Annotated in this window: 7 protein-coding genes; 4 read left to right on the top strand and 3 right to left on the bottom strand. The window is 71.4% G+C overall.

Going from position 1 to position 13,692, the window contains the following annotated elements; translation table 11 throughout:
- Positions 1–18 precede the first annotated feature (18 nt).
- A complete protein-coding gene (locus AC0VYM_RS25315; RefSeq protein WP_475463244.1) occupies positions 19–717 on the top strand; it encodes a response regulator transcription factor in 699 nt (232 codons plus the stop codon).
- A gap of 80 nt (positions 718–797) precedes the next feature.
- Positions 798–2,504, top strand: coding sequence for a sensor histidine kinase (locus AC0VYM_RS25310; protein WP_475463243.1), 1,707 nt, complete (start codon positions 798–800; stop codon positions 2,502–2,504).
- Between the two features lie 25 nt (positions 2,505–2,529).
- Here AC0VYM_RS25310 and AC0VYM_RS25305 read toward each other — a convergent pair whose 3' ends face one another.
- Positions 2,530–3,789 (bottom strand): glycosyltransferase, encoded by a 1,260-nt coding sequence (locus AC0VYM_RS25305; protein WP_475463241.1) that lies wholly within the window; start codon positions 3,787–3,789, stop codon positions 2,530–2,532.
- 304 nt (positions 3,790–4,093) lie between these two features.
- On the bottom strand, positions 4,094–5,791 hold the full coding sequence (locus AC0VYM_RS25300) for a S1C family serine protease (RefSeq protein WP_475456225.1): 1,698 nt from the start codon (positions 5,789–5,791) through the stop codon (positions 4,094–4,096).
- 229 nt (positions 5,792–6,020) lie between these two features.
- Here AC0VYM_RS25300 and AC0VYM_RS25295 point away from each other — a divergent pair, with 229 nt between their 5' ends.
- A complete protein-coding gene (locus tag AC0VYM_RS25295) occupies positions 6,021–6,626 on the top strand; it encodes a response regulator (RefSeq protein WP_475456223.1) in 606 nt (201 codons plus the stop codon).
- A gap of 58 nt (positions 6,627–6,684) precedes the next feature.
- Here AC0VYM_RS25295 and AC0VYM_RS25290 read toward each other — a convergent pair whose 3' ends face one another.
- Complete coding sequence (locus tag AC0VYM_RS25290; protein ID WP_475463239.1) at positions 6,685–8,850, bottom strand: SpoIIE family protein phosphatase; 2,166 nt, start codon at positions 8,848–8,850, stop codon at positions 6,685–6,687.
- Positions 8,851–9,267: 417 nt separating this feature from the next.
- Here AC0VYM_RS25290 and AC0VYM_RS25285 point away from each other — a divergent pair, with 417 nt between their 5' ends.
- Entirely contained in the window at positions 9,268–13,689 is a 4,422-nt protein-coding gene (locus AC0VYM_RS25285; RefSeq protein ID WP_475456221.1) for a HAMP domain-containing protein, read from the top strand.
- Positions 13,690–13,692: the final 3 nt, after the last annotated feature.

Genomic DNA, 13,692 nt, shown 5'->3' with positions numbered 1-13,692 from the left:
TGGGAGAGCATGGGCCCCATGGAAAGCACCGCCACCGTCCTGATCGCCGACGATGACCGGGCCATCAGGGAGTCCCTGGAACGCGCCCTCCAACTGGAGGGGTACACGGTGCGGACGGCGGCGGACGGCGTCCAGGCCCTGGCCGCCGTCCACGCCGACCCCGTGGACCTGCTCGTCCTCGACGTGATGATGCCCGGGGTCGACGGACTCGGCGTGGCCCGGGTACTGCGCGCGGAACACGACCGCACCCCGATCCTCATGCTCACCGCGAGGGTGGAGACCCCGGAGCGGGTGGCGGGGCTGGACGCCGGTGCCGACGACTACCTCGCCAAGCCCTTCGAGCTGGACGAACTCCTGGCGCGGCTGCGCGCCCTGCTGCGCCGGGCAGCGCCGGTGCCGGAGGAGTTCGACGGGGACGCGCCGCTGCGGGTGGGCGAGCTGAGGCTGGACGGCCGGGCCCGCCGGGTCTGGCGGGGCGAGCGGGAGATCGAGCTGTCCAAGACCGAGTTCGACCTGCTCGAACTCCTCATGCGCAACGCCGGGATCGTGCTGGACCACGCCACCATCTACGACCGCATCTGGGGCTACGACTTCGGCCCCGAGTCCAAGAACCTCGCGGTCTACATCAGCTACCTGCGCCGCAAGCTGGAGGACGGCGGTCCACCGCTGATCCAGACGGTCCGGGGCGTCGGGTACACGCTGCGTCCCCAGGGGTGAGGCCGGTGACCGCTCCCATGACGGACCCCACCGGAGCCCCCGGCCCCGGCCCCGCAGCCTCCGGCGCCACGCGCGGCAGCGTGGTCCTGCACCCCGGCGAGTGGCGCCTGGGCACCCGGTTCGCCGTGCTGTTCGCCCTGGTCGCGGCGGTCACCATCGCCCTGGTCGGCACCCTGGCCTACAGCACCGCCGCCGCGCTCATCCGGGCCGACGCCGAGAGCGAGTTCAACGAGGCCGTGCAGAACCTGTCCCGGCAGCTGGAGATCTCCGCGCGGAACAACCAGGACGCCCCGGACGGCAGCACCTTCACCTTCCTGGCACCGGGCAGCCTGGACGCGCAGATCCTCACTCCGGACGGCACCTGGGCTCAGCTGCTCGCCAACCGGCACGAACTCGCCTCCTTCCACCCCACCGCCGAGGACCTGGAGGTGGCGCGGGCCGACGACGCCGGGGTGGTCGACACCCGCGAGACCCTGGTCCAGGGCCAGGAGTACCGGGTGGGCACCGTGTCCCTGGGGGAGGGGCACGGGGCGATCCAGCTCCTGCAACGGCTGTCGCCGGTGGAGCAGATGATCGGGCGCCTGGCCGTCCAGATCCTGTGGGTGGGGCTGCTGGTCGCCCTGTGCGCGGCCTCGGTGGGCTGGCTGGTCGGCCACCGCATCACCGGCCGCCTCGTCCGGCTGACCAACGCGGCGGAGTACGTCAGTTCCACCGGGCGCCTGGACCCGGTCACCCCGAACCGGAACGGCAACGGGGACCAGGCCGACGCCGTCGGCGGGGTCGGCGCCCCGGAGGAGCCGGGCAACGACGAGGTGGGGCGGCTGAGCAGCGCGTTCAACGCGATGCTGGCCCGCCTGGCCCGGTCCAAGGACGAACAGCGCCGCCTCGTCCAGGACGCCGCGCACGAGCTGCGGACCCCGCTCACCAGCCTGCACACCAACGTCCAGGTGCTGGGCCGGGTGGACCGGCTGAGCCCGGAGGGCAGGCAGCGGCTCATCGACGACCTCCAGGGGGAGACCCGCGAGCTCACCGGACTGGTCAACGAACTGGTCGGGCTGGCCACCGGTAACCACGAGGACGAGACGCCGAGCGCGGTGGCGCTCGCCGGGGTCGCGGACCGGGTGGCGGCGCGTAGTCGGCGGCGCACCGGCCGGGAGATCCTGGTGGACGCCGACGACAGCGTGGTGTGGGGCCGTCCCGGTTCGCTGGAGCGGGCCCTGGCCAACCCGGTGGAGAACTCCGCCAAGTTCGACCCCGACGGGAGGGAGCCGATCGTCATCCGGGTCCGCCGGGGCGTGGTGGAGGTCCTGGACCGGGGCCCGGGGGTGGACCCGGCCGAGATCGGGCACCTCTTCGAGCGCTTCTTCCGGGCGACGGTCGCGCGCGGTCTGCCCGGCTCCGGGCTGGGACTGTCCATGGTCCAGGAGATCGCGCAGACGCACGGCGGCCAGGTGTTCGCCCGCAACCGCGAGGGCGGCGGCATGGTGATCGGCCTCCAGCTGCCGCTCCACCAGCCTCCGCAGGACGGTCCGCCGCCCGCACCGCAGGGACCACCGGCCGCTCCTCCGGGATCTCCGCCGTCGCCCGGGAGGCAGGGGCCTCCGCCCGCGGGACCATCCGGTCCGTCATTCGGACCCCCGTCCGGTCCGCCACCCGGCCCGCAGGGGCCACCACCCGGCCGGTCCGCTCCGCACCACGGACCGTCGGGCCCGCCACCTGGAACGCCTGGTCCTCCCTCCGGGCCACCCGGTCCGCCGTCCGGTCCGCAGGGGCCGCCACCCGGCTAGGTCGTCGGCCGGTCGGTACCCGCCCTCACCAGGGGCGGGTACCGGCCGTCGCGTCCCGGTAGATCCGCTCGAAGCGCTCCAGCGAGTCCTCCAGACGGTGCCGGGACGCCATCAGCCTGCTGTGCCCGCCCATCCGCGCCCGCGTGGCCTCGTCCTCCACCACCAGACGCAGCCGCTCCGCCAGCTCGGCGGGGCGGCCCGGCCGGTACAGGTAGCCGTTGCGGCCCTCCTCCACCAGGTGGGGCAGGGCCATCGCGTCGGCGGCCACCACGGGCAGACCGCTGGCCATGGCCTCCAGTGTGGCGATGCTCTGGAGCTCGGCGGTGCCCGCGATGGTGAACACGTCCGCGCACCGGTACACGTCCGGCAGGTCCTCGTGGGCGACGAACCCGAGGAAGACCACCCGGTCGGTCACCCCCTCCGCGCGGGCGAGCTCCTCCAGCCTGGCCCGGTGCGCGCCGTGCCCGGCCAGCAGCAGCTGGACACCGGGCAGGAGCCGGACGGCCCTGACCAGTTCGTCGGCGTTCTTCTCCTCGTCCAGGCGGCCCACGAACAGCATCGACGTGAGGTCGGGGACTCCGAACCGCTCACGCAGGCGTCGCCGCTCGGTCGTACGGGCCCTTTCGGGCAGCGGCTGGAAGCGCGCCAGGTCGATGCCGCAGGAGACCGGCTCCACGGGCCGGGCGAACCCCTGGTCCGTCAGGAGTCCGGCGGCGGCCGGGGTCGGCGTGGTCACGTGCTCGACCCTGGACAGCACGCGGCCCAGGTCCCACCAGGCCAGCCGGGCCGCGTACGGACGCAGGGGCTCGGGTATCCGCATGGGGTCGAAGAGGTTCTCGGGCATGAAGTGGTTGGTGGCCACCACCGGGATGCCGTGGGCGCGCGCGGCGTGGGTGAGCATCCGGCCGACCAGGAAGTGGTTCTGGATGTGCACGGTGTCGGGGCGCAACCGGTCCAGGAGCCGGTTCAGGTGCCCGCGCACCCCGGGTGGCAGTGCCAGACGCACGCTCTCGTGCGCCAGCGACGGCATGGACCGCAGCCGGTGCTCCACCACCCCGTCCCGCTCGGTCACGTAGGGGCGGCCGGTGGGCGAGGGGCCCAGGACGTGCACCTCGGCTCCGCGCCCGGCCAGGCCGTGGGCGAGCCGGGCGGTGAAGTAGGCGGCGCCGTTCACGTCCGGCGGGTAGGTGTCGGTACCGATGAGGACCCGGACGCGGCGCCTCCCGCGGCCCTTCTCCGGAGACCGGGGAACGGTGGGGGACTTCGGTGCGAAGGACGTGGACATACCGGTTCTCCTGGAGGCGTCGAGCGGCTGGGCCGTGCTCTGGTCCGGTGTGGCTGCCACGAGTGTGGTCCACCGGTATGGACCGCCGCCGACCTTCCGGTGACGCCGAGGCGACCGGCGACGTAGCACAAGGCGCAGGGATGAATACTCTCCGTGTCCGCCTTTGTGTGTCAAGTCACCATCGCCGCGTGCGGAGTGTCGGTTCGGGACCAACGACCCGCGCACAGCGGACGGGGGCGGGCTGGCCCCCGCGGCCAGCCCGCCCCCGTCCTGGGATCGGAGAAAGGGAAGGAAGACGCCCCCGTCAGTCCTCCTCGATCTCCGAGGCCTCCTCCTCGGCCGACGCCGCGCTCTGCTCGCCCAGCGTCACCTTGACCTCCTGCTCCGAGCCGCTGCCACCGGGCAGCACGCCCAGGGTGGCCTCGTCGCCGGGCCGGAGGGCACGGATCTGGGCGATCAGCTGGTCCGGTGAGGACACGGCCTCACCGTTGACGGACACGACCACGTCCTCGACCTTCAGGCCCGCCTTCTCGGCGGCCCCGCCCTCGGTCAGTTCCATGATCTGCGCTCCGCCGACCGGGCTGGGCGCGATGGTGGCCTGGATGGCCGGGTAGCTGGCGCTGCCGGTCTCGATCAGCTGCTCGGTGATCGGCCGGACCTGGTTGATGGGGATGGCGAACCCCAGACCCACCGAACCGCTCTCCTGGGACAGCCCGGCGATGGCGGTGTTGACGCCGATCACCTCACCGGACATGTTCACCAGCGGACCGCCGGAGTTACCGGGGTTGATCGCGGCGTCGGTCTGGATCGCGTTGATCACCGTCGCGGTCTGACTGCCGCCGCTCTCGGTGGCGCCGGTGTTCACCGGACGGTTGAGCGCGCTCACCACACCCGTGGTCACGGTGCCGGACAGGCCGAGCGGCGAACCGATCGCCACCACGTCTCCGCCGACGCCGACCTGGTCGGAGTCACCGAGCTTGGCCGGGGTCAGGTCGGTGCGGTCCTTGGCCTTGACCACGGCGATGTCGGAGACCGGGTCGGCCCCGAGCAGCTCCGCCTCCGCAGAGGTGCCGTCGTTGAACCGCACGAGCAGGGGGCCGTCACCGGCGGCCTCCACGACGTGCGCGTTGGTCAGGATCTGGCCGTCCGAGGAGATGATCACCCCGCTGCCGCCGCCCGCGCTGGTCTGGATGGAGACCACGCTGGGCAAGACCTGGTCCGCGACGTCACCGACGGCGCCCTCGGTGGCGGTGGACCCCTGCTCGCCGGTGAGCGAACTGATCGGGGAGCTCGCCCCGCCGGGCATCAGGTAGGCGGTGCCCAGAGCGGCGGCCGGTCCCACGATGAGGCTGGTGACCAGGGCGGTCGCCGCCGCCACGGCCACGATCCGGCCGGTGCCGCGCTTGCGCTGGGCCTGCTGCGGCTGGCCGGGGAAGGGCCCCGGGCCGAACTGCTGGTACTGCGGCGGTCCGAACGGGCCGGGCTGCTGCGGTCCGCGCGGGTACGCGCCGCCGAAGCCGCCGGGTCCCTGCGGGCCGCCGTGACCTCCGGCCATGAAGGCCGCGGTGGGCGGGCCCTGGGGCGGCGCCCCGGGAGTCGGGTGCCCCGCCGCACCCGGACTCTGCGGAGCTCCGAAGCCGCCGGGCCGCTCGGGGCCGTCGGCGGGCCGGGGGCCCTCCGGGGCGGTACCGGGAGCGGTACCCGGGTGGCCTTCGGGGCCGGGGAAGACGTAGGAGGCCCGGTCCGTGTCGTTGGGTCCGGTCGCCCAGCCGGGCTCGGGGCCCTCGGGCGCGGAGAGGCGGGGCGCGGACGGGCCGGGGGCCGGCTCGCCCGGCGCCTCCTGACCGGTCACGCCGTCGTCCTTGGGAAGGGAGTCCTCGAAGGACGTCCCGCCGGTCTCGGGCTGGTCCGTGGCACCGGACCCGGTGCGACCGTGCTCGGCGTCGCCGTGCTCGGCTCCAGCACCGGTCTCCGGACCTTCACTCGGGTCGTTCGGGTGCAACTCATCCTCCAGCGGACGGGACGATGTACTGACTTGCTTCATCTTGGGGGGCGTGGGTTAGAACAGGGTGAGAGCCCGATACAGCGTGGTTTCGAGTTGGCTCCGGCCCTGGTCGGCGGTGTGTCCCGATGTGTGGTCCCCGCGAAGACAGGGACTTATGCACCACAATGTCCGAAACGATACCCCGCGCCCGCCTCCGGAACCCGGTACGACAGGGAAGGCCCCACCCGTGATCAAGCTCGTGCTCGCCGACGACGAACACCTGGTGCGCGGAGCGATCGCCGCGCTCCTCGGACTGGAGGACGACCTGGAGGTCGTCGCCGAGGTGGGCCGCGGCGACCAGGTGGTGGACACCGTCCTCGAACACGGGGCCGCCGTCGCCGTCCTGGACATCGAGATGCCCGGCGCCACCGGGCTGGAGGCCGCCGCCGAACTCAAGCGGCGCGCCCCCGACTGCGGGGTCGTCATCCTCACCAGCTTCGGCCGCCCCGGATACCTGCGCCGCGCCCTCACCTCCGGGGCCCGGGGCTTCCTGGCCAAGGACGCCCCCGTCGAACAGCTCGCCGGGGCCATCCGCAGGGTCCACGAGGGCGGCCGCTACATCGACACCGAACTGGCCGCCGCCGCGATGGTCGGCGGGGAGAGCCCGCTCACCGACCGCGAGGCCGAGGTGCTGCGCGCCGCCGCCGACGGCGCCACCGTCGCCCGCATCGCCGGGACCCTGCACCTCACCGAGGGCACGGTCCGCAACTACCTGTCCAACGCCATCGGCAAGACCGGCGCCGACAACCGCATGGCCGCCATCCGCACCGCCCAGGACATGGGCTGGCTCTGACCCGTCACCCACCGACCCCGCTCCGGACGGGACGGGGCCGGTGCGGGCCCGGGACGGGCTACAGGAAGCGCAGGACCAGCATCGCGGTGTCGTCGGAGTTGCCGCCCGGGGCGTACTCCTCCAGCTCACGGTCGATCCGGCTGATCACGGCCTGGGCGGTGAGGCCCGCGGCTCCGGAGAAGATCTTCATCAGACCCTCGTCACCGAGCATGTCCGAACCGCTGCGGCGCTCGGTGACGCCGTCGGTCACGGCCAGGACCACCTCGCCGGGGCGGATGTCCACGCTCTCCGTGCTGAAGCCCACGTCCTCGAAGGCGCCCAGCAGCGGCTGGGAGGTGCCGAACGGCTCGACCTCGCCCTTCTGGTTGAGGCGCAGCGGCAGCGGGTGCCCGGCGGACACCATGCGCACGCGCATCCCGCCCGCCTCGTCGGTGGCCGGGGTCATCTCCCCGTAGAGCATCGTCAGGAACCGGGTCGAGGTGTTCTCGTCCAGGATCGCCAGGTTCAGCCGCTGCATGATGTGCGCCGGGGTGAACCCCTCCCGGGCCAGGGCGCGCAGCGTGTGCCGGGCCAGCCCGGTGACGGCCGCCGCCTCCGGGCCGGTGCCGCACACGTCACCGATGGCGAAACACCAGCGGCCGCTCGCGGAGAACACGTCGTAGAAGTCCCCGCCCACCTCGCTGCGCTCGTCCGAGGGCCGGTAGTAGACCGCGTGGTCCACACCGGGGATCACCGGCTCCTTGTCCTTGGGCGGCAGCAGGCTGCGCTGGAGAGCCGTGCTCATCGCCGTGTGCCGCTCGTGCAGCCGGGCGTTCTCCATCGCGGACGCCACCCGTCGGCTGAGGTCGTCCGCGACGTCGGCCTCCTCACGGGTGAAGTCGTCCGAGTCGTTCTTGCCGATGGTCATCCGGCCGAGCGCGCGACCGTGGGCCACCAGCGGGATGCTGATCGCCGGACCGCGCGCGATCGACCCGGTCATCTGCTCGTCCAGACCCTCCTGGACCAGGTCCTTGTTCGACCACAGCGGACCGGGCTCGCGCTGCTCGCGCGGGGGCAGCGCGGTCAGCAGGGACCGCAGGACGTCGTTGAGGTTCTCGTCGCCGTGCACCACGTGGGTGAGCGTGGAGCCCCCGAGCTCGTTGATGGTGTGGATGGCGCACCACCGGCCCAGGCGCGAGGTGATCAGCTGCGCGGCCAGGGCACCCGTCATCCGTTCGTCCAGCGTGCCCGCGAGCAGGTCGCTGGCCTCGGCCAGGAAGCTCAGCGAGGCGCGGCGGCTCAGCTCGACCTCGGCCAGCCGGGACCGCTCCACCGGCAGGGCGATCAGGTCCGCGCCCTCCTGGAGCCGCTTGGCCGCCGCCGGACCGAAGTGCCGGGCCCGTGTGGAGGCCACGCCGAGCAGGCCGGTCACCCGGCCGTCGACGATCAGCGGCGCCGTCACCAGCGAACGCATCCCGGCCCTGGCCAGGGCGCCCCGGGTGGTGCGGGAGATCATCATGTCGTCGTTGATCACCGGGCCGGGCTCGGGCGCCGCCGACGGGAAGATCTCCTCGGAGCGCACCCGCAGCGGACGCCAGGGAGCGCCGCCGGTGAGCCCCACCGCCGAGCGCACCTCCCACATGGTCTCGTCGGAGGTCGCCAGCGCTATGTACGCGGCGTCCCCGCTCAGCGCGGTGGTCGAGTACTCCACGGTGCGCTCGAGCAGCTGCGGCAGGGAGAGCCGGGAGCCCAGGGCCGAGTCCAGCGCGGACCACGCGGGCGGCCGCACCGGGCGGGACGGACCCCGGCGCACCGGCGGGGACTCCAACGACGGGTGGTCACCCGGCCGGTCCTCGATCCGGAACCACACGGCCTTGTCGTTGCGCCCGTAGCTCACGCCCCAGCTGGACGCGATGGCCGACGCCAGGGCCAGCCCCAGACCGCCGCTGCGCTCGTCGCCGGTGGAGGGCGAGGTGTCCACGGCGAGCGGCCCCGCCTGCGGGACGGCGCGCTCGGGCGCGGAGTCGGTGACCATCACCTCGGTCGAACCCTCCGCGCGGCGCACCGCCACCTCCAACGCCGAGTCCGCGTGGATGACGGCGTTGGTGACCAGCTCGCTCACCAGCAGGATGATGTCGTCGAAGGGATCGGGCACGCCCCAGCTGAGCAGGGTGTCGTGCACGAACTCCCGGGCCGCCGCCGCGGTCTCGGGGGCAGGCGGGAACTCTCGTCGTGCGACCTTCAACGCGTCTTGTGCTGCCAAGCCGTCGGTGTCCTTCGTCACTGGGCGCGGGTGTGGGAGGGGTGGCCACTGCCACGATACGCGTGCCGTCCTCCCGGGGAACCCCGAACCACCCCGAACCTTCCGTGACCCCTCACGGGAACGGTGTGTACGGGCGGGACCCGGGGTCGGTCAGCCACGAGCGAAAGGGCAACATGGCCAACACTCCTGTGCGCTTTGGCTCAGGCAGTTAGTGTAAGACGACACATCCGCTTCTTTCGGGTGGTATTCCGCGACGATAGCGTGACGGGATGTCACCAGGGGTGCGCGTGAGGCACGTGCCACCCCCGAGTCCCGTGCGTGCGATTCGCGCGGGACCCTTTCACCGTGGGCCGTGCGCGGTCGGTGGCCGAGAAGACGTGCGGGATTGAGGAGGGGTTCATGCCCGAGGCGGTCACGGGACTGGCCGACGACCAGCTCGACGAGATCCTGAGTGCCCTGTACCGGATGCGTGACGGCGACTTCAGTGTCCGGCTCAGGTCGCGGGGCAGCGGCAAACTCCGCGAGATCACCTCCGTGTTCAACGAGGTGATCGACCACAGCGAGCAGCTCAGCACCGAACTCCAACGGGTCGGTGACGTCGTGCGCGACGAGGGCCGACTCAACGAGCGGGTCAACGTCCACCCGGCACGGGGAGCGTGGGGCAACAGCGCCAGAGCCCTCAACATCCTCCTCGACGAGGTCGCGGAACCCGTCACCGACGTCGCCAGGGTCCTGGACTCGGTGGCCGAGGGCGAGCTGAACCGCAGGGCCTCCACCGAGGGCCGCCGGGGCGAGCTCAAGGGCGACCTCCTGCGCCTGGCCAACACCGTGAACCGGATGGCCGACCAGATGAGCGGCTTCACCGAGGAGGTCACCCGGGTCGCCCGCGAGGTGGGTACCGAGGGCAAGCTGGGCGGCAGCGCACGCGTCGAGGACGTCTCCGGTGCCTGGCGCGAGGTGACCGAGTCGGTCAACCAGATGGCCTCCCGCCTCACCCTCCAGGTCCGTGACATCTCCACCGTCACGACCGCCGTCGCCCGCGGTGACCTCAGCAAGAAGATCACCATCGACGTCCAGGGCGAGATGCTGGAGCTGAAGGACACCTTCAACACGATGGTGGACCAGCTCTCCACGTTCGCGGACGAGGTCACCCGCGTCGCCCGCGAGGTCGGCACGGAGGGCAAGCTCGGCGGTCGCGCCAACGTCCGCGGGGTCCAGGGCATCTGGAAGAACCTCACGGACAACGTGAACTCCATGGCGGACAACCTGACCAACCAGGTCCGCGACATCTCCAAGGTGACCACGGCGGTGGCCCGGGGCGACCTGACCCGCAAGGTCGAGGTGGACGTCCAGGGCGAGATGCTGGCCCTCAAGAACACCGTGAACACCATGGTCGACCAGCTCGACTCCCTGGCCGACGAGGTCACCAGGGTGGCCCGTGAGGTCGGTACCGAGGGCAAGCTGGGCGGCCGCGCCAACGTCAAGGGCGTGTCGGGCATCTGGAAGGACCTGACCGACAACGTCAACTCGATGGCCAACAGCCTCACCTACCAGGTCCGCAACATCTCCCAGGTGACGACGGCGGTCGCCAAGGGCGACCTCAGCAAGAAGATCACGGTCGACGCCCAGGGCGAGATGCTCGACATGAAGGACACCATCAACAAGATGGTGGACCAGTTGTCGACGTTCGCGGACGAGGTCACCAGGGTGGCCCGTGAAGTGGGCACCGAGGGCAAGCTGGCCGGTCAGGCCCACGTGCGCGACGTGTCCGGGGTCTGGAAGGACCTCACGGACAACGTGAACTCCATGGCCAACAACCTGACGTACCAGGTGCGGCAGATCTCCATGGTCACGCGGGCGGTCGCCGCCGGAGACCTGACCAAGAAGGTCACCGTGAACGCCAAGGGCGAGATGCTGGAGCTGAAGGACACCATCAACGTGATGGTGGACCAGCTGTCCGCGTTCGCCGACGAGGTGACCCGCGTGGCCCGCGAGGTGGGTACCGAGGGCAAGCTGGGCGGCCGCGCCAGCGTCAAGGGCGTCTCCGGCATCTGGAACGACCTCACCGAGAACGTGAACTCGATGTCGCACAACCTGACCACCCAGGTGCGCAACATCTCCGAGGTCACGACCGCCGTCGCCGCCGGTGACCTCACCAAGAAGATCGACGTCAACGCCCAGGGAGAGATCCTTGAGGTGAAGACGACGGTGAACACCATGGTCGACCAGCTGTCGGCCTTCGCCACCGAGGTCACCCGCGTGGCGCACGAGGTGGGCAGCCAAGGCCAGCTCGGCGGCCAGGCCAAGGTCGAGGGCGTCACCGGGACCTGGAAGCAGCTGACCGACAGCGTGAACGGCCTGGCGGGCAACCTCACCACGCAGGTCCGCGCGATCGCGGAGGTCGCCAACGCCGTCGCCAAGGGCGACCTGACCCGGAACATCCAGGTCGACACCCGCGGGGAGATGGAACAGCTCAAGTCCAACATCAACCTGATGGTGTCCAACCTGCGCGAGACCACCGCGGACCAGGCCGACGCCGACTGGCTCAAGTCCAACCTGGCCCGCATCTCCGGTCACATCCAGGGCCACCGCGACCTCAACGAGCTCGCGCGCCTGATCATGACCGAGGTGACGCCGCTCATCCACGCCCAGCACGGCGCCTGCTACCTGCCCGAGGACCAGGACAACGAGGGCGTCTTCCGCCTCTACGCCGGGTTCGGCTTCGACCCGCCCGAGGGGCGCCAGCGCATCCGCAAGGGCGTGGGGCTGGCCGGAGAGGCCCTGTCCCAGCAGGTCGAACAGCACGTGTCCCACATCCCGCCCGGCTACGTGATGGTCGAGTCCGGACTGGGCGGGGCGCAGCCGCGCCACCTGTACATCCTCCCCATCGTCACCGAGGGGCGCTCGCTCGGCGTGATCGAGTTCGCGTCCTACGACGAGTTCCGGGAGATCCACAAGAACTTCCTGCGCCAGCTGGTGGCCCTGCTCGGCACCACCATCAACACCATCCTGGCCAACAACCGCACCGAGCACCTGCTCGAACAGTCCCAGCAGCTCACCAGCCAGCTGCGCGAACGCTCCAACGAGCTCCAGCGCCAGCAGGAGGAGCTGCGCGGCAAGAACGCGGAACTGCGGCAGAAGGCCACCCAGCTGGCCAACCAGAACCGCGCGATCGAACTCCAGAACCAGCAGATCCAGCGCTCCCGGAACGCGTTGGAGGAGCGCGCCCACCAGCTCCAGGTCTCGTCCAAGTACAAGTCCGAGTTCCTGGCCAACATGTCCCACGAGCTGCGCACGCCGCTGAACAGCCTGCTGATCCTGGCCCGCCTGCTCGCGGACAACGCCGAGCAGAACCTGTCCGCGAAGCAGGTGGAGTTCGCGCAGACCATCCACAAGGCCGGCAGCGACCTGCTGCTGCTCATCGACGAGATCCTCGACCTGTCCAAGGTGGAGGCGGGCCGCGCCGAGGTGCAGCCCAGCGAGGTGTCCATCGCCCAGCTCGTCGACTACGTGGAGGCCACCTTCCGGCCGGTCACCGGCGAGCAGGGGCTGGCGTTCGCGGTGGACGTGTCACCGGACATCCCGGAGACGCTGTGGACCGACGAGCAGCGCCTCCAGCAGATCCTGCGCAACCTGCTCTCCAACGCGGTCAAGTTCACCCCGCAGGGCGAGGTGCGGCTGCTGATCGAGCCCGCCTGGGCGCTGGAGGACACCGACCTCGACATGTTCGTGGAGAACGAGGAGGTCATCGCGTTCACCGTGGCCGACACCGGCATCGGGATCGCGGAGGACAAGCTCCAGGTGATCTTCGAGGCCTTCCACCAGGGTGACGGCGGCACCTCGCGGCGCTTCGGCGGCACGGGCCTGGGCCTGTCCATCAGCCGGAACTTCGCCCGCCTGCTCGGCGGCGAGATCCGGGTCCAGAGCGTGGCCAACCAGGGGTCGACCTTCACCCTGCTGCTCCCGGTCCGCCTGCCCGACGACGCCGGGGAGAACGCGGACGAGCTCACCGCCCTGGAGCCGGTGCCCGCGATCGAGCCGAGCCGGATCGAGTACGACTCCCTGCCGGACCTGTCCGACGATGACCTCAATCTGCCCGACGAGGACTTCGACGCCGTCGTGGCGGCCCTGACCGACTCCGGGGAGACGGTCGAACCGCTGCCCATGGTGCAGGTGCTCAAGGCGCCCGAACCCGCCGAGACGGAGTCGGCCGAGAGCTCCCAGGAGACCGTGGAGGCCCGCACCGACCCCGAACGGCGCGCCGTGCTCGCCGGTCAGCGGGTGCTGATCGTCGACGACGACGTGCGCAACGTGTTCGCCCTGACCAGCGCCCTCGAAGCCCAGGGGCTGGAGGTCCTCTACGCTGACAACGGGCACACCGGCATCGAGAAGCTGGAGGCCAACGAGGACATCTCCCTCGTCCTGATGGACGTGATGATGCCCGAGCTGGACGGCAACCAGACGACCCAGCGCATCCGTGAGATGCCGCAGTTCGAGGACCTGCCGATCATCTCCCTGACGGCCAAGGCCATGCAGGGCGACCGGGAGCGCAGCCTCGCGGCGGGAGCCACGGACTACGTGACCAAGCCGGTGGACCTGGACCACCTCCTGGACGTGATGCGGCGGTGGCTCACGGCGGGCCCGGAGGAGACCAGGGCCGGTGCCGCGGGCGACGACCTCAGGGCCGGTGGGACGGCCGGGTCACAGGCCGGGCACAATGGCGCCACGGGTCCCGACAACCGCAGTGACACCAGGGATAACAACGACGCGAGCGGGGACACCGACAGCACCGGTAACACCCCGACCGAAGACTCGGAGTAGCCA

It is taken from the genome of Nocardiopsis sp. iso_237 (genome assembly GCF_056173345.1).
The sequence above is the reverse complement of the archived record's forward strand: the minus strand, read 5'-3'. Positions and strand labels throughout refer to the sequence as shown.

Coding starts and splice junctions, on each gene's coding strand:
- AC0VYM_RS25315 (WP_475463244.1), top strand. CDS start 19: ATGGAAAGCACCGCCACCGTCCTGATCGCCGACGATGACCGGGCCATC.
- AC0VYM_RS25305 (WP_475463241.1), bottom strand. CDS start 3,789: ATGTCCACGTCCTTCGCACCGAAGTCCCCCACCGTTCCCCGGTCTCCG.
- AC0VYM_RS25285 (WP_475456221.1), top strand. CDS start 9,268: ATGCCCGAGGCGGTCACGGGACTGGCCGACGACCAGCTCGACGAGATC.